Genomic DNA, 15105 nt, shown 5'->3' with positions numbered 1-15105 from the left:
GATTTGTTCAATCTAGTTGATGTACGTGATCCAAAACATAAGCGGATAAAACCTTATCGTTAAGCGTTAAAAATAATAAGATAAATAGCAGGGTATATAACTTAGTTGTTGTATTTATGCCTACATATGTAAACAAGTCTTATTAACACATGCTTTAGCCCTTAAAATTCTAGAAAAGAAAGTTTTAAGGTGTATAGGTTTGGATTTTTTAAGTTTTTTCCGCGATATTCGGGTTCAGTTAAGCCATTATCCTTGGCTAGAAATGTTTGTTTCACTCACTATTTTGATTTTATTTGCAGCAATAGCAAATTTTATTGCTAAACGCATTATTGTTCGGGGCGTCCGTCACTTGGTGACCAAGCTAAAATCACCCAATCAATCTATTTTTGCCCAGCATAGCGTCATAAAGAAATTTGCAAATATTGTTCCTGCTGTTGTGATTATGAACGGTATTGCAACGGTTCCTCATCTCACTCCAAAGTTCATTTCGTTTGTAGAAATGGGCGCGCAAGCATTTATCTTTCTTACACTCGCGCTTACAGTCAGCGAGCTGTTAAATATCTTTAATCTTATTTATCAGCGTAATCCGAAGTCTAGAAACAAGCCGATTAAAGGTTACTTACAATTGGTTAAGTTAATCTTATTTGTTGTGTGTGGCCTGATGATTTTGGGAACATTCCTTAAAAAGGATGTGTTCACTTTACTGGCAGGTTTCGGTGCGATGGCGGCGGTATTAATGTTGGTTTTCCAAAACACGATTTTGTCTTTAGTGGCGAGTGTACAAATTGCCTCTTACGACATGGTGCGGATTGGAGACTGGATTGAGATGCCGTCGCTTAATGCAGATGGGGATGTAATTGATATTTCGCTGCATACGGTCACTGTGCAAAATTTTGATAAAACCTATACCACTATTCCAACCAATAAACTCGTTACCGATACATTTAAAAACTGGCGAGGCATGAGCAATTCGGGTTGCCGTCGAATGAAGCGTTCACTCTTTCTCGATCAAAGCAGTGTTCACTTTATGAGTGACGAAGAGCAACAAAAGCTCAAAGAGTTTTTATTATTAGATCAATATCTCGATGCAAAGAATTCTGAAATTGAAGAGTTCAATAAGCATTTAAGCAATCAATCTCGTTATAACAAACGCCGTTTAACCAATATCGGTACATTTAGAGCCTATGTTGAATTTTATTTGCGCCAGCACAAGGGCATTGCCCAAAATCAAACCATTATGGTTCGTCAATTACAGCCGACTAGCCAAGGTTTACCTTTAGAAATTTATGCATTTACCAATACGATTGCATGGGTTTCTTATGAAGCAATTCAGTCAGATATTTTTGACCACTTAATTGCGATTCTTCCTGAATTTGGTTTACGTGTTTACCAAGCACCTTCAGGTCATGATTTGCAGAGATTAACCACAGAGATTAATCCAAGTTAAGTTTTTAGCTGTGAATAGCAGGTCCTCAACTATTTTTAAAAGCTCCCAGATGGGGGCTTTTTTAATGTTTCATCTTTAGTGACCTGTGAGAAAAATCTATAAATCTGGTAGTGAATTAAATCGTTCTGTTTAAGGCCTAGAGATTGAGAGGAGCGAAAATCGAATTCAAACTCTTCTCTCTAGATTATCCAGCAAACCAAATCTTCTGATGATCACACATTGGGCTTAAATGTTTAATGCGTAGGTTGTCTCGCTCAAAATCGCCACTCCCACCAGCAATATCTAATTCATTACCTAAGCGGATATGCTTGCCTTTATAACTTAAAGCTTCTTTTTCAGAATCCCACTGAGCGGTGTGTTCAGGAAAGATAATGAGAATATCGTTTACATAAAGGCACTCTTGTTTCTGCTCTAATATTCCTTTTAAGCGCGCTGAAGCAGAAATACCATTAGACTGATAAACAGGGAGTTTCACCGCACTTGCATTTTCGTTCGCTTCTTGCTGCTGACATCCTGTAAGAAGTGCAAATACAACTGCGCAAATCAATTTATTATTAATACCCAATTTTGTTCCTATAGGGATTTCCATATAATTTTGATAGTAATGGACTAATGTTGCATATCAATCTTTAGATTGTTAGAGAAGATTTCATCTCACTACGGTTTAAACTTAAGTACTCAAGCCAAATGTATGCATTCACTGGCATGATTAACTATTGGTTATTATATTTTATTTATTTGTATATTGTTATCTTTTTTCATTTGAGTTTTTGGGTTATATGCATCGTGCAATTTTCTTTGAAAAAGATATTTGTAATTTATTTTTAACCTTAACTTTATCTTAAGGCATAAATATTTAGATAAGAGTTAATAAATACGTATGTTTGGAGAACATACAATGATTAGTCATGAGAATTTATCTAAAACCTTGAGTAAGGTTCCAGAAGTCACCTTATTATTCTGGATCATTAAAATTGCAGCTACAACGCTAGGTGAAACTGCTGGAGATGCGCTATCTATGTCCCTAAATTTGGGATATATCATTAGTACGGCAATTTTTGCTGTGATCTTTGCAGTATTTGTCGGACTACAAATTAAAGCTAAAAACTATAATTCATTTTTCTACTGGGCGACGATCATTGCCACTACCACGTTAGGTACGACAATAGCCGATTTCGTTGATCGAACTTTAGGTGTGGGCTATGCAGGAGGGAGCTTAATATTACTTATTTTATTAGGCATATCTCTGTTTGTTTGGTATTTAAGTTGCGGCACAATTTCAGTAAAAAGTGTTCAATCTGCAAAAAGTGAAGCTTTCTATTGGTTAACCATCATGTTTTCTCAAACATTAGGGACAGCTTTAGGAGACTGGACTGCTGATACTCAAGGCTTAGGGTATACCAGCGCTGCTTTAATTTTTGGTACTTTATTATTGGTGTTAGCAATCTGCTATTTTTATACCAAAATTTCAAGAACCTTATTATTTTGGTTGGCCTTTGTTCTTACCAGACCTCTAGGTGCAGTGTTGGGAGATTTCCTTGATAAACCTATCGCACATGGTGGATTAGAGTTAAGCAGATTTAGCGCGTCTTTTGTTTTATTCGCTTTCATTGTGGTCTGTTTAGTGGTCTTTAAACCTAAAGCAGCTCAGTCATCTCATTAAATTAACTGCTCATTAAAAACCACATGATTCTCTTGAGTGATGTGGTTTTTTTATTTGAGAGTAGGCATTTTTAAGAGACTTTACGGGTTATCCACCAAAATAATAATGCCAGAAGGCTAACACCTGCACCGAGTGCACACACGCCAAACCATCCAGCATAGGCGTAAGTGGCTGTTGTACTGATTGCACCTAATCCACTACCAATTGCATAAAACAGCATGTATAGACCAACAAGCCGGCTATGCGCTTCTGGACGAGTGCGAAAAATCATACTCTGGTTGGTGACATGGAGAGCTTGGCCGCCTAAGTCTAGCAATACGATACCAATCACTAGGGCCCACAGTGAGTAAGCCATGAGTGAGAGTGGACCCCAAGCGAGCAGTAATATGACGAGTGCTGCTAAGCTTGTGCGCTGGGCATATCCACGGTCGGCCCAATAACCCGCACGTGCAGCAGCTAGAGCACCAACAATTCCAACGAGTCCAAAAGACCCAATAATAGTATGTGAAAAACTGTAAGGCGGCTCACTTAACGGTAGTACTAATGCGCTCCAAAAAATATTAAATGCTGCAAACATGAGTAATGCTAAAACACCGCGCACTTGTAGCACTTTTTCTTGGCGAAGCAGTTTTAACATCGATGTTAAAAGTTGTGGATAGCGCATGGTAACTGGCTGAATTTCTAAATGAGGCAGACGTTTCCAAAGGGGTAATGCAATCATGAGCATGATGATGGCTGCACACAAGTACACGCCACGCCATCCGGCTAAATCGCTAATTCCCCCTGAAAACACACGGGCAAGCAGTAAACCAATGAATACACCACTTTGTGCAGTACCGACTATATGTCCTTGTTCATGTGGGAGAGCAGCACTTGCAGCATAAGCAATAAGTCCTTGAGTCATGGCTGTGCCGAGTAAACCCACGGCAAGCATTCCTGCTAAAAGAATAATCGTAGAGTGAGCAAAGGCAACCATGAGTAATGCTGAGATCAAAGCCAGTAACTGAATAGCCATTAATCGACGCCGATTTACAAGGTCACCCAACGGCACTAAAAACACGAGGGCAAGGGCACAACCTATTTGAGTAGCTGTCACTACACCACCAATAGCGGCATGACTAACGTTAAAGTCCTTGGCCAATATGTCGAGCAAAGGCTGCGCATAATAGACATTTGCTACGCTTGCACCACTTGCTATAGCAAATAGCAATATCACGCCACGAGGCATGCGTGAAAGCGGTTTATCGCTTTCTGTGTGTGAAATAGAAGATGCAAGAGAAGCTTTCATGGTCTAAATCCATTTAATCTAGTTTTAAAATGCAACTAGTTGAATGTTAGATCGACTAGTTTTAAAATGCAACTAGATAGCTTGTTACTGATGATTGATAAGGAAACTCACAATGGCGAACACTACACTGGTAAAAGACGAACCTTGTCCTGTTGCACGTTGCGTCAATCTGATCGGAGACCGCTGGTCACTGCTCATTGTGCGTGATGCTTTTGATGGAATGCGCCGTTTTGGAGATTTTCAGCGGAGCTTAGGTGTTGCGCGAAATATTCTTTCTGACCGACTAAAAAAATTAGTGGATGCTGGTGTTCTTGAACTGCAAGATGCTTCGGATGGCACGGCTTATCAAGAATATGTATTGACCGCTAAAGGGGAGAGTTTGTTTCCAGTGTTTGTGGCTTTACGACAATGGGGAGAGCAGAACCTATTTGAAAGTGATGAGCGCCATTCTCTGTTAATTGATAAAACTACAGGACAGCAAATTCCATTTATGGCGCCAGTGGCGGCAGATGGAACAGTGCTGAGGGCTTCTAATACTCAAGTGCAAAAGGTGAAATAAAATAAGACAAAACAAAAATAACCTTTTTTAACTTAAATTTGGGCAGATTAGTTGGTACTCTTGCGCGTCAAATTAAGGTGAGATTATGAGATTTATATTCCTCTTTATAAGCGCGATTTCAATTCAGTGTTATGCAGCATCAGAAGCAATGGAACTTCATTACTGTGAAACTGTGAAAAAAGCAGCGAGTGGGGTGATGGATGCTAGACAACATGAAGTGCCAGCTCAAGAGTTACACGACATAGCCAATCATCTTGAAGAGCAACAAGCCAAACAACTTTATCAAGAGCTTATCAAATCTGCATATTCTTCAAAGCTATTTGAAGACCCTCTCATTAAGTCAAAAGCTGTCGAAAATTTTCAAACTACGTGGCATGAACAATGTTTGGCAAAAGAATTGGCTAAAAATATTTGAGGGTGTTAGTGGGAAATGTCTAACTAGAAGGCCAGAGAAAACTCTATTCCTATGTTTTATTTGTAGTTTCTATTAATACTAATTTATATTGCGGCTCTTATTATGAAGTATTAGAAATCTACAGATCTAGACAAGCGTACTATTTGGGGGGGGGCTGTGAGCCGTTGGATTTTTAACTTTATTGACAAACAAGAAGGTAAGACGATTGTTGAATTAATCAAAGAAGTTAAGAAAACCAAAAGAGATATCGAAAACAGTTAACGCCGCCTTCGGGCGGTATTATTAAATAGCTTACTTATATTTCTGTCATCTGTCGGAATTAATCAAATGATTTAATGACTTGTTTATACTAAATGTTCAAAATAAAAATAGGATAATGCCGTGAAAAAGATAATTTTAGTAACAGTAATGGGTTTCAGTGGAGTAAGTAGCACTTTTGCTGAGTGTACTTATAGCTTTGATGCAACCTTACAAGACTTAAAAGCTTATGAAGCAGCAGTTAGTGGAAGTACATCAAATTACCGTTATATTGAGAAGGTTGCCAATGTAAATAGTACTAATCAGTCTGGTTATGATCTTATAAATTATTATTCAAATAAAAATGTAGATTTATATTTAGCCTCTAAGAAATATGCACAATTTAAAACCTTATATCATATTAATACACCGGATAATGTTGTTTTAATTGATAAGCCTATTACCACTTCCAATATCTTTGTTCAGGAATTTGTTTTTAATGTTAGCAATTTGCAAGTCAATCTTGGTACTACTTCGCAAATTTATAATTACGGTTTTTTAGTCACAGGTTCTTCTCAGAGCAAAATAGAATTAGCCTTAAACGTAATTTTTGTTAAAGCAAATAATTATTCAGGCGCGATAAATGGTAATTCTATTACTGTGTTGGGTGTAACTAATAAATCAGATGGTAAAGGTTATCTAGCACCTTTAAGTGCCGCTAGCACAAATACTCCTGTACAAATACCAGCTGATGGAAAGGTCAGAGTTGGCATTTATGTAAACCAAACTAGCAAACAAGTCGGTTATATAATTAATGGTACTAACTATGGCTATCTAAATATTGTTATGGAAAACAAATTAAGTAATATCAGCTTTACTGGTGTAATTAATCAAAATCCATTTGCTAACTCTGCTTTAACTGGAAAAACTGTTGGTCTTCAATTGATTACTGATAAGTCAAAAATGCAGTTTACCTATCCTACTGGAGCTAAGGATATTTGTGGGGTAGCTTTGTAAAAAGCAAATTGAATTAACTAATTTTTATCAATAGCCACCTTCGGGTGGTTCTATTTTATAAAAGAGTAGTTTTGGAGGTTTAATTTAGTTCTTATTAAGTGTTTGAAAGTATTGTATTATTTTTTAGTAATGGTTAGAATCTTCATCACTTTTAATAATATTAATTTTATTAAAATTTCATATAAATATTTGATTAATATAAGGGTGTTTTAAATGTTAAGATGGCTTATCTTTCTTGTTATTCCTATCATGCTTCCAGGTTCTTTATATCCTCTGGTGATTGAGTTAACTAAAGCATTTAATGACATAGCTCAAAGAGTTGTTGCCCTTATAATTATGTATATTGTAGCCGCTTTTATTGCTGCGACAGTAACTTATGAAAATAATCCATATGATAATAAATTGAAACCTGTCATTGTAGTGTTATCAATAGGAGCATTATTATTTTTTATTTCTTCCAAAACTTTAATTGCGATTATTTATCTGATTGCAAGTATATTTATAGTTGTAAAGTGGCATAAGAAATTTAAGGATAAACCTCTGCCAAATTGAGTATTAATTTAACTAGTTAAGAATATTTAAACCTAACCCGCATATGCGGGTTTTTTACGTCTAAAGGAAACTGAAATGAACATTGAACAATATCTTGATGAATTGATTAAACGCGAAGGTGGTTACGTGAATAACCCCGCAGACCGTGGCGGTGCAACCAAATACGGCATTACTGAAGCAGTTGCTCGAGCAAATGGATTTAAAGGAATCATGAAGGATTTGCCGCTTGATGTCGCTAAGTCTATTTATCGAAAACAATACTGGATCTCGCCGCGTTTTAACCAGGTGAACGCCGTTTCTTCAGCAGTAGCGGAGGAGTTATTAGACACAAGAGTAAATTGTGGTACCAGCTTTGCAAAACCTCTTTTACAGCGCGCACTAAACTTATTGAATAACCAGGGTAAAGCAGGTTGGCCAGATCTTGTTGTTGATGGAATTAATGGTCCAGCTACTTTAAATGCACTAAAAACTTTTCTAACCAAACGTGGGAAAGAAGGAGAGAAGGTATTAGTCCGAGTACTGAATATCATGCAAGGCCAACGCTATATTGAAATCTGTGAACGAAATCCATCGCAAGAGCAATTCTTTTACGGGTGGATTGCTAACCGAGTTTCATTATGAAGGTTCTGGTTTTGCTGTGCATTCTGCTTTCAAGATGCACAGCTCATACTATCAATAATAATGTAAGTGTTGGCATTTGTATTAAAGCTCTCTAAGGAGAGCTTTTATAAAATTTTTAACTGTAAAAACCTAGTGCATAATTGTCTATACTAATTTAACTAGCGGTAACTTTCCTGCTAAATGGGTTAGTGGTTTGATCTTTAGCATACTTTTGTTTGATCACCACAGTTCCTGCAATAAAGTCATGTATTGCACGTTTTCTTTTATTAAAAAGTAAAACTATGAACTCACTCCAGAACCATGCTTGATTCAATAGGTTTATTAAACCATACCAACTGGGTAACAATAGTACTAAGTATTTTGCCCGATCTAACAATTCCGCATTAAGATAAATAACTGAATCAGCATGGTTTAAAGCTATGAGTTGGGCTGTAACTACAAAACAGGTAATGACAATTTCTACTGAAGATCTTAGTACAGCTTCTTTAAGACCGATCTTATGACCATTAGGTAGAGTTATCTGGATAGCTACTACCATTTTTCCGATAGTCGCACCAAACTTGTAATGAAAATAAATTATATATAAATAAAATAAAGGAGTTAAAATAATTGTAGTGAGCATTGCGGTTAGCATTGAGATACTTTGAATGTAATAACTGATAAACATTACAGGTAGGAATACAATTATATCAATAATTGCAGCACCTAGACGTTTCCAAAAACCAGCAAAGACCTTTTCACCATTGATTTCGATGGGTAAAAATTCCATTTTTATTCCTTTAGTGAGAATTTATAAATTAATTTTTATTAATGCAAAATATTATATTTAGTTTAATTAATAGTAAACAAAATTAATAAGAACAAATTTTATTGTGATAATCTCTAGGTGATAACTATTATATATATTAGTCCATAGGTCCAGCTAGCCAGTAACCATGATTTGTGCAAGCCTCCGGAACAGAAGGGGTGACTTGTGTAGATTTTACTTCATATGAACCACCTCCTATTGATATCTCTTCGCCAATTAAAGCAGATCGATTTGAAAAACCATTGGTAATTTTAAATTTACCATTACCTAAATTTTCTAATTTGCTTCCATAGCGCCAAATAATTAATGGACCCGTTTCATCGCCCAGTCTGATACATCCATTTTTATCTGCAATAAGCTTTCCATGTGTTGAAGCCATCATTGAAACATTACTTCTCGTATTGCTTGTGATAAGTATCGGTTGAATAAAGATCTCTTCATTGTTAGCTTTACTAGGCTTTACCATGCAAGATGTAAGGCTAATAGTCATTAAAGATGCTAAGAGTTGTATTTTCATATAAGGGCTTTTTCTTTAATTTTTCGTAATTGGTTCTATAAGTTGATTGATAATAATCCCTTTATTTAGATCACAAGTGGTATCAGGTTTAACGATCCAGTTGTAGTCATTCAAATTAAGCGGATAAGCTTCTCCACTACCATAAGCAATAGTGTCACCATCTTTATATTGTTTTGAGTCAACAATTAAAAGATGCTTATTGCTATCCCAATAAGCATCTTTAGTTGCAAAAACGGGAAGGACTCGATCACTTGCAAGCATTAAATAGACACACGAACCTTCAATTTTGATTTGTGCTTCACTATAGCTTGCATTATCAGCACCACCTGCGTAAGTAATTTTCGGCACAATAACCTTATTTTGAGGCTGAGACGGATTGGTACATCCATTAAGCAAGATGACCAATCCAGTTTGAAGAATGATTAAAATATTTTGTTTATTCATACTTAATATACTAATGAAAAGCCTAAATTATAAAATTCGTCAGTAGACAGGTAATAGTATTCATTACATTGCCTAAATCTAGCACACGAGATAAGATTGATAGAATTTCATCAATAAAAGTTGATAAATAAAATGACTATAGCTTAGGAAAGATGAATGGAAAGTGAATATACATATAATTGTCTTTTAGCTGATAGAGGTATTCCACTATCATTAATCAATCCAGGAAGTACTGAAGTAGCTTTATATTTTGATGATGCTCTAATGGCTTTGGAAATGCATAAAAAAAATAAAACTATAATTTTAGGGGGTGATGTACTAATAGAAAAAGATGGTGAATTAATGTACGTGTATCAATTATGGGGAAATGAATATATTTATCTAAATTGGTATTTTGAACCTAATCAGAATACCTTGTCAGATTGTTACATGGCGAGTCATGAAGCTGCTCTTAAGAACCTCTGTGAAATTAAAAAAATTAGTGATCAGTTCAAAACAACTTGCCTTATTGTTTTTGTTATCTAATTGTTGTTTCCAACTAAAGTCACCTAATTTTTACTTTTTCTATAGAAAAAATTAACTTATTTCGGTTTGCAATTGGTTTTATTTATATATCAAAGATTTATTATAAATAAGCTGATATATTTTTTAGATTAAAAATTTAAACTTATTCATTTAAAGAGAAAACTATGGCTAATATCAAAATTCATGCGGGCGACTTCAATAAAGGAAAAGGAACTATAAGTTTCATGTTTGGTAATTGTTCAATTACTCCTCCTTATGGTGACGGTGATAAATGGGCAGCAACATCACATCCTATTGTTTCTGGGAATATTGAGGAAATATCCTTAGCCACGGAAGAGAATGTAAAAAGAATTGGTGGCACAGTTGGATGGGGGATTGCTGGGGCTGCTCTACTTGGTCCTTTAGGTTTATTGGCTGGTTTACTATTAGGTGGAAAAGGAAAAGATGTAACATTCATCTTAAAACTTAAAGATGGTAGAAAAATGCTAGCAACAACTGATAGTAAGTCATATACAAAACTTTCCGCTTTAGCTTTTTAAACCGATTGAAATCTGTGAGCGCAATCCAACCCAAGAGCAATTCTTTTATGGTTGGATAGCTAATCGAGTTTCACTATAATGGTTTTATATTTTCTGAGCATTCTGTTTTCAGAATGCTCAGCTCATATGATTATTATAATGTAAGTTTAGGCTTTTATATGAGAACTATATGATAATTATGAGCACGTAATAAAAGATCCGAATCCCCCTGGCTTTTTAATATTTGGGTACTTTCTTATATTTAGCAGTCCCCAAGCTCCATGATAATTATGTGAATAAAGAGACCCTGTATCCATTCCAATAATAGTCTGGTCGCCAATAGTATAAAGTGTACCATTTTCAACCATGAAGCCATCATTTCCTTGGTGCATAAAATATGCATATGAAATTGCAACTATATTATCTGCAATTCTTACATCCAATATAATTTTTTTTGAATCTTTATCACGTATAAGTATTCTATTACCCTCATATGAAAAGTCAAAAATATTAGTATTTACAGTCAATTCACCTTTTGTAAATTTTAAAAGAACCTCACCTTGTGGGTCGGTTATTTTTAATGAAACTGTTAACCATCCATCATCATCAGCGTGGAGGGTAAAATAGGATTCACCATTAATAAAAAATATGTGATGATCTTTTATTCTCGAAACATTCCATCCTATACATGTATTTGTACCTATTTTAATTTCAAGATTAGATGAAGGTTCAATTTTATAAGCTGATGTATGTTCTTTAGATCCATTAAATGGATTGTTTTTAGCATATATTAATCTTTCTTTGGATAGCTTCTGGGTTGTTTTTGATGCGTGATGGTTCGGGCAAAGTAAAATAATATTTTCTACTGTATGCTCTTTAACCTGAGCATATTCCTCAATATGCTCATATTCATAAAAAGGCATGCCACAAATAACACATCCAAAGAAGCATTTTTGGCGTACTTGTCTTTTAATTTCCACTGGTATGTATCTATCTGAACTCATTTTGATTTTTCCTTTCCTCTTGTTAAGTCAACTATTTCTTTAACAGTTACGTTTTTTTTGTAGCTTCTTTTACTAAATCCAAAATTTGCTTAATATTCTCATTAGTTATATTAATCTCTGAATTATTGGATGATTCTGTATTAGTTCCACCAGTGAAATATTTATGAGCTAATTCAATTTTAAGAGAATCAATTTTAGATTTCTCTATGTCATAAACATATGTAGGCAATGCACTTAATTCAACATGGCATCGGTGAAAATAATCTTGCTGTTGTATTAATCTATTATTCTGTTTAATTAAATAAGCAAGAAAACTTGATATACTTGCAATGAAAGAAACGAAATATATAAAAAATGCTAAGTTGAAGCTGGTTTCATTTATTGTGAATATTCTATATAGAAAACTTCCAATTATTGTTAAAAATAATAATGAAATTAATATATATAAAGTTCTTATGGGTTTTTTGAAGCTATCAACTTTTTCTTTGAAAGCAGTAATTATGAGAGCGTTTTTCGCTGTTTCAATTTCTGCTAAAGCTTGATTTTTATATTGTTCAATATTATTTTTTTCATTATATAACTCGCTTTTAGATCTTTTTATTTCATTGTCGTTGTCTATTTTGTAATCCTTTAGTAAATCTATAATAATATTATTTGATTTGTTGGGTTGGTTGATATTGTTGAAATTAATTAGTTTGTTAATGATTTGAAGCTTTAGAGCTGCATTTTCATTTCTACTTATCTCCTCAATAATATTTTCTAAAAATATTAAATCATATTTGTAGATAATGTACGTGCAAATTTTCAAAAAATTAGCATCTTGAAGATCATATACTATATAGTTTTTAAATTTTGGATTTTTAACTAAATCATATAATTTTATTGTTAAATCTTTTAAAACATTATATTTTTTTTCAAAATCAATTAAATTATTTCCCTGTAGGTCTGGATCAGTGATCTCAATGATTTCTAATATTTGGTTATAAGTTGAAGTTATTTCCTTAATACGTGGGATAAGTTGATTAATATAGTCATCTTGATAGTAATCTGAATATGTATCAATAATAAATATTATTGCGTTTATTTCATCTAGGTGTATACCTTTCCAATCATAAGAAAATTCATTGGATGGAAAGGCATTCATAGTTTCAACTGAACGTTTCACATCAAACTCTTTTAGTTCTCTAAGCTTTGAAAAAACATCAACTAATTGGTCATTTGGCATTTTATTTCTTTTGTGATTAAGTATTCTTTTAAATATATAAGAAAATATAAAATTAATTAATCCTTTATAGTCATTAATTGATCCCATTTAAAAGGATTTCTACTAAGTTTATCTCTCGACATCGACCAGTTCCGACCAGGAACAAAACATGGTCCGACACCAATTTTTTTTTTCCAAACTTACTATGGATACCATCCATAGCTTTCATCAAACATTCCTTTTTCTCTATGTGCTCAAAGTCGGTTAAGAGATCATAAGTGTCGCCATCTTTAGAAAAAATAAGAGGGCAGTCGTAACCAGGATAAACATCGGCTTTATAGTCGAACGTAGGTTCGAATAGATCTAGTCAGTGACCTAGGTCTTAATCTATAAGTTTGTAGTTTGCCATTAAAACATTTTACCTATCCCACTTTAAAGATATGTAAAGTTTACTTTACATCTTGATGTGGGTGAGGTACTTTGTGTAAAGTTTACTTTACATGAGAGATGTATGAAAAAATATAAATATTTGGTTGAACTTGGTTCTGCATTAATACTCTATCTTGTAGTACTAGTATTTTCTTTAAGCTATTTAAAGAAAGATAATCTTGAAAATACAGTACAAATTTTTATTACACTATTACCCGTAATTCCATGTTTATTAGTAGTCTGGAGTGTATTGAGGCAGATCTCTAGATTAGATGAGTTGCAAAAACATATTCAATTATTTGCACTTGCATTTGCTTTTACTGGGACAGCACTGTTAACTTTTAGTTATGGCTTTTTAGAAAATATCGGATTCCCAAGTTTTTCAATGTTTATTGTATGGCCAATAATGGCATTTCTATGGGGGATTGGTGTTGTGGTAGGGTGTTTACGATATAGATGAAAAATATTGTACCTGAATTACGAGGTAAGCATAACTTATCACAGCAACAATTAGCTGAGTTACTTGGTGTATCACGCCAAACTATTCTTGCTATAGAAAAAGGACGCTATAATCCAAGCTTGGAATTAGCATTTAAGATCTCGAAGGTTTTTGATCTAACAATCGAAGTAATTTTTCAATACAACGAAAACTAGTAAAATTATAGGAAAGTTAAACCCGCCTCTGTAAACAAAAAAAGCCCCAATTAAGGGGCTTTTTACTATGCAGCAGCCAACATCTTAGCAATTTCAGATGCAGTAGGGTTGTAATAAGTATTTACTAAAACACTAATCGTTTTATGGCCAGTAATCTTCGCTAGGATCTCTACTGGTAAACGGTAGTCGTGCACAAAACGGGTAATAGCTTCATGGCGTGTATCATGGAACGTAATAACACCGTCTAAGCCAACTCGGCGTAAGTTACGTTGCCATATTAATCGAAAGGCATTAGATGTAAGAGGAACCATACGGTTATCGTCAGGATCGTCTGGTAGCCAAGAAAGTAGCTCTTTTGCCTTAGCAGTTAAAGGCACATCACGAGAAGTACCATTCTTAGTATCTAATAAGCGAATAAAATCAGGAAAGATTAATGATTTCTCTACACTGAGTATTTCACCTTTGCGCATTGCTGTTTCAAGTGCAAATAGAAACGACCATGCAACTCGGTGTCTTGGCTGAACAGGTACTTTTCCCCATTCATAATCGAGCCCAGCTAAAACCTTATCTATATAGTTCTGGTAAATTCGTTGATTACGTGGAGGAGGAGCAGTAGGTTTTGATATTTCTTTGAATGGATTTTCTTTAGTTAGAAATAGTTCTTTTCGAGCAAAGTCAAAAACAGAGCTATACATAGCCATTTCGCGAATGACGGTTGCGCCTTTAACTTGCTTTAACCTTTTGTCACGCCATTGTTTAACTAATGCTGGTGTCAGGTCGTGAATTGATTCATCTGCTAATTTCCCCCAGTTTTTCTTAAGGCATTTAAGCATTTGAACAATTAAGCGGGCACTCTTCATTTTTCTGCCTTCTTCTTGATAGTACTGTTCAAAAAGGGCATAGAAGGAGATATGGATTTTTTCAGGCTCAGGATTAGCCTGTTCAGATTGTAATTCTAATAATTTTTTAGCGGCCCATTGTTCACACTCACTCGCAGTATCTCGAGTAGCTGTATAACGTTTGCCTAAATAACGGACAGTGATGCGCCACGCGTCTCCGCGCTTAACCGGCTTTTGCATAATAACACTCCAAATTTCGTGGTGTCGCCGCGACACCAAAATTCGCGAAAGCCTAAAAGACATCCACTTTTTTGGTGTCGCAACGGAAATATAAAGCGTTTTTTAATGCGAATTTTGACTATTT

At 34.7% G+C, this 15105-nt stretch carries 19 protein-coding genes and 4 pseudogenes; 13 read left to right on the top strand and 10 right to left on the bottom strand.

Annotation, left to right across the window (positions count from 1 at the left end):
• Positions 1 to 199: 199 nt before the first annotated feature.
• Positions 200 to 1447, top strand: a complete 1248-nt coding sequence (locus K6I41_RS12735; RefSeq protein WP_005303717.1) for a mechanosensitive ion channel family protein — start codon at positions 200 to 202, stop codon at positions 1445 to 1447.
• Positions 1448 to 1631: 184 nt separating this feature from the next.
• On the opposite strand, the gene K6I41_RS12730 is transcribed toward K6I41_RS12735, so the two are convergent.
• Positions 1632 to 2036 carry a hypothetical protein gene (locus K6I41_RS12730; RefSeq protein ID WP_250374487.1) on the bottom strand — a complete coding sequence of 135 codons (405 nt, stop codon included), beginning with the start codon at positions 2034 to 2036 and terminating at the stop codon, positions 1632 to 1634.
• A gap of 309 nt (positions 2037 to 2345) precedes the next feature.
• Here K6I41_RS12730 and K6I41_RS12725 point away from each other — a divergent pair, with 309 nt between their 5' ends.
• Positions 2346 to 3110, top strand: coding sequence for a COG4705 family protein (locus K6I41_RS12725; RefSeq protein ID WP_250374486.1), 765 nt, complete (start codon positions 2346 to 2348; stop codon positions 3108 to 3110).
• Between the two features lie 70 nt (positions 3111 to 3180).
• On the opposite strand, the gene K6I41_RS12720 is transcribed toward K6I41_RS12725, so the two are convergent.
• Positions 3181 to 4398, bottom strand: coding sequence for an MFS transporter (locus tag K6I41_RS12720; RefSeq protein WP_250374485.1), 1218 nt, complete (start codon positions 4396 to 4398; stop codon positions 3181 to 3183).
• 112 nt (positions 4399 to 4510) lie between these two features.
• On the opposite strand from K6I41_RS12720, the gene K6I41_RS12715 reads away from it, so the two are divergent.
• The 6 genes and pseudogenes from K6I41_RS12715 (at position 4511) to K6I41_RS12695 (ending at position 7799) form a co-directional block, all read left to right on the top strand.
• Positions 4511 to 4957, top strand: a complete 447-nt coding sequence (locus K6I41_RS12715) for a winged helix-turn-helix transcriptional regulator (RefSeq protein WP_250374484.1) — start codon at positions 4511 to 4513, stop codon at positions 4955 to 4957.
• An 85-nt stretch (positions 4958 to 5042) separates the two neighbouring features.
• Positions 5043 to 5372, top strand: coding sequence for a hypothetical protein (locus K6I41_RS12710; RefSeq protein WP_005303733.1), 330 nt, complete (start codon positions 5043 to 5045; stop codon positions 5370 to 5372).
• Positions 5373 to 5519: 147 nt separating this feature from the next.
• Positions 5520 to 5633: pseudogene (locus K6I41_RS19245) on the top strand (hypothetical protein); the annotation flags it as partial.
• A 120-nt stretch (positions 5634 to 5753) separates the two neighbouring features.
• Positions 5754 to 6626 carry a DUF4882 family protein gene (locus tag K6I41_RS12705; protein ID WP_250374483.1) on the top strand — a complete coding sequence of 291 codons (873 nt, stop codon included), beginning with the start codon at positions 5754 to 5756 and terminating at the stop codon, positions 6624 to 6626.
• 213 nt (positions 6627 to 6839) lie between these two features.
• The gene (locus K6I41_RS12700; RefSeq protein ID WP_250374482.1) at positions 6840 to 7178 is read left to right on the top strand and encodes a hypothetical protein; all 339 of its coding nucleotides are present in this window, start codon (positions 6840 to 6842) and stop codon (positions 7176 to 7178) included.
• 75 nt (positions 7179 to 7253) lie between these two features.
• Complete coding sequence (locus K6I41_RS12695; protein WP_250374481.1) at positions 7254 to 7799, top strand: glycoside hydrolase family 108 protein; 546 nt, start codon at positions 7254 to 7256, stop codon at positions 7797 to 7799.
• Positions 7800 to 7953: 154 nt separating this feature from the next.
• On the opposite strand, the gene K6I41_RS12690 is transcribed toward K6I41_RS12695, so the two are convergent.
• The 3 genes from K6I41_RS12690 to K6I41_RS12680 form a co-directional block, all read right to left on the bottom strand.
• The gene (locus K6I41_RS12690; RefSeq protein WP_250374480.1) at positions 7954 to 8568 is read right to left on the bottom strand and encodes an RDD family protein; all 615 of its coding nucleotides are present in this window, start codon (positions 8566 to 8568) and stop codon (positions 7954 to 7956) included.
• A gap of 136 nt (positions 8569 to 8704) precedes the next feature.
• Positions 8705 to 9124: a hypothetical protein gene (locus tag K6I41_RS12685; RefSeq protein ID WP_250374479.1), complete on the bottom strand. Its 420-nt coding sequence runs from the start codon at positions 9122 to 9124 to the stop codon at positions 8705 to 8707.
• 15 nt (positions 9125 to 9139) lie between these two features.
• Complete coding sequence (locus K6I41_RS12680; RefSeq protein ID WP_250374478.1) at positions 9140 to 9568, bottom strand: hypothetical protein; 429 nt, start codon at positions 9566 to 9568, stop codon at positions 9140 to 9142.
• Between the two features lie 156 nt (positions 9569 to 9724).
• Between K6I41_RS12680 and imm40 the strand changes: the two genes are divergently transcribed.
• The 3 genes and pseudogenes from imm40 to K6I41_RS19240 all read left to right on the top strand — a co-directional run.
• A complete protein-coding gene (imm40, locus tag K6I41_RS12675) occupies positions 9725 to 10093 on the top strand; it encodes an Imm40 family immunity protein (RefSeq protein WP_199943012.1) in 369 nt (122 codons plus the stop codon).
• A gap of 164 nt (positions 10094 to 10257) precedes the next feature.
• Positions 10258 to 10632 carry a hypothetical protein gene (locus K6I41_RS12670; RefSeq protein ID WP_250375810.1) on the top strand — a complete coding sequence of 125 codons (375 nt, stop codon included), beginning with the start codon at positions 10258 to 10260 and terminating at the stop codon, positions 10630 to 10632.
• Between the two features lie 4 nt (positions 10633 to 10636).
• Positions 10637 to 10711, top strand: a pseudogene (locus K6I41_RS19240) (glycoside hydrolase family 108 protein); the annotation flags it as partial.
• Positions 10712 to 10808: 97 nt separating this feature from the next.
• On the opposite strand, the gene K6I41_RS12665 reads toward K6I41_RS19240, so the two are convergent.
• The 4 genes and pseudogenes from K6I41_RS12665 to K6I41_RS12650 form a co-directional block, all read right to left on the bottom strand.
• The gene (locus K6I41_RS12665; RefSeq protein WP_250374477.1) at positions 10809 to 11615 is read right to left on the bottom strand and encodes an HNH endonuclease; all 807 of its coding nucleotides are present in this window, start codon (positions 11613 to 11615) and stop codon (positions 10809 to 10811) included.
• A gap of 46 nt (positions 11616 to 11661) precedes the next feature.
• Positions 11662 to 12840: a hypothetical protein gene (locus K6I41_RS12660; RefSeq protein WP_250374476.1), complete on the bottom strand. Its 1179-nt coding sequence runs from the start codon at positions 12838 to 12840 to the stop codon at positions 11662 to 11664.
• A gap of 56 nt (positions 12841 to 12896) precedes the next feature.
• Positions 12897 to 13111: pseudogene (locus tag K6I41_RS12655) on the bottom strand (DUF4113 domain-containing protein); the annotation flags it as partial.
• Positions 13103 to 13186: pseudogene (locus tag K6I41_RS12650) on the bottom strand (SOS response-associated peptidase); the annotation flags it as partial. The pseudogenes K6I41_RS12655 and K6I41_RS12650, both read right to left, overlap by 9 nt.
• A gap of 144 nt (positions 13187 to 13330) precedes the next feature.
• Between K6I41_RS12650 and K6I41_RS12645 the strand changes: the two are divergent.
• Both K6I41_RS12645 and K6I41_RS12640 read left to right on the top strand, forming a co-directional pair.
• Complete coding sequence (locus tag K6I41_RS12645) at positions 13331 to 13708, top strand: hypothetical protein (RefSeq protein ID WP_038346537.1); 378 nt, start codon at positions 13331 to 13333, stop codon at positions 13706 to 13708.
• A complete protein-coding gene (locus K6I41_RS12640) occupies positions 13705 to 13902 on the top strand; it encodes a helix-turn-helix transcriptional regulator (protein ID WP_250374475.1) in 198 nt (65 codons plus the stop codon). Before K6I41_RS12645 ends, K6I41_RS12640 begins: the two co-directional genes overlap by 4 nt.
• 65 nt (positions 13903 to 13967) lie before the next feature.
• Here K6I41_RS12640 and K6I41_RS12635 read toward each other — a convergent pair whose 3' ends face one another.
• Positions 13968 to 14981: a tyrosine-type recombinase/integrase gene (locus K6I41_RS12635; protein WP_250374474.1), complete on the bottom strand. Its 1014-nt coding sequence runs from the start codon at positions 14979 to 14981 to the stop codon at positions 13968 to 13970.
• Between the last annotated feature and the right edge of the window lie 124 nt (positions 14982 to 15105).

This window comes from Acinetobacter sp. AS23 (assembly GCF_023612055.1).
GTDB lineage: Bacteria > Pseudomonadota > Gammaproteobacteria > Pseudomonadales > Moraxellaceae > Acinetobacter > Acinetobacter oleivorans.
This window is presented reverse-complemented; position numbering and strand designations above follow the sequence as displayed.

Bases quoted from the DNA above. Each gene is read 5' to 3' on its own strand.
- K6I41_RS12730 (WP_250374487.1), bottom strand. From the start codon at position 2,036: ATGGAAATCCCTATAGGAACAAAATTGGGTATTAATAATAAATTGATT.
- K6I41_RS12725 (WP_250374486.1), top strand. From the start codon at position 2,346: ATGATTAGTCATGAGAATTTATCTAAAACCTTGAGTAAGGTTCCAGAA.
- K6I41_RS12720 (WP_250374485.1), bottom strand. From the start codon at position 4,398: ATGAAAGCTTCTCTTGCATCTTCTATTTCACACACAGAAAGCGATAAA.
- K6I41_RS12715 (WP_250374484.1), top strand. From the start codon at position 4,511: ATGGCGAACACTACACTGGTAAAAGACGAACCTTGTCCTGTTGCACGT.
- K6I41_RS12710 (WP_005303733.1), top strand. From the start codon at position 5,043: ATGAGATTTATATTCCTCTTTATAAGCGCGATTTCAATTCAGTGTTAT.
- K6I41_RS12700 (WP_250374482.1), top strand. From the start codon at position 6,840: ATGTTAAGATGGCTTATCTTTCTTGTTATTCCTATCATGCTTCCAGGT.
- K6I41_RS12695 (WP_250374481.1), top strand. From the start codon at position 7,254: ATGAACATTGAACAATATCTTGATGAATTGATTAAACGCGAAGGTGGT.
- K6I41_RS12690 (WP_250374480.1), bottom strand. From the start codon at position 8,568: ATGGAATTTTTACCCATCGAAATCAATGGTGAAAAGGTCTTTGCTGGT.
- K6I41_RS12685 (WP_250374479.1), bottom strand. From the start codon at position 9,124: ATGAAAATACAACTCTTAGCATCTTTAATGACTATTAGCCTTACATCT.
- K6I41_RS12680 (WP_250374478.1), bottom strand. From the start codon at position 9,568: ATGAATAAACAAAATATTTTAATCATTCTTCAAACTGGATTGGTCATC.
- imm40 (WP_199943012.1), top strand. From the start codon at position 9,725: ATGGAAAGTGAATATACATATAATTGTCTTTTAGCTGATAGAGGTATT.
- K6I41_RS12670 (WP_250375810.1), top strand. From the start codon at position 10,258: ATGGCTAATATCAAAATTCATGCGGGCGACTTCAATAAAGGAAAAGGA.
- K6I41_RS12665 (WP_250374477.1), bottom strand. From the start codon at position 11,615: ATGAGTTCAGATAGATACATACCAGTGGAAATTAAAAGACAAGTACGC.
- K6I41_RS12660 (WP_250374476.1), bottom strand. From the start codon at position 12,840: ATGCCAAATGACCAATTAGTTGATGTTTTTTCAAAGCTTAGAGAACTA.
- K6I41_RS12645 (WP_038346537.1), top strand. From the start codon at position 13,331: ATGAAAAAATATAAATATTTGGTTGAACTTGGTTCTGCATTAATACTC.
- K6I41_RS12640 (WP_250374475.1), top strand. From the start codon at position 13,705: ATGAAAAATATTGTACCTGAATTACGAGGTAAGCATAACTTATCACAG.
- K6I41_RS12635 (WP_250374474.1), bottom strand. From the start codon at position 14,981: ATGCAAAAGCCGGTTAAGCGCGGAGACGCGTGGCGCATCACTGTCCGT.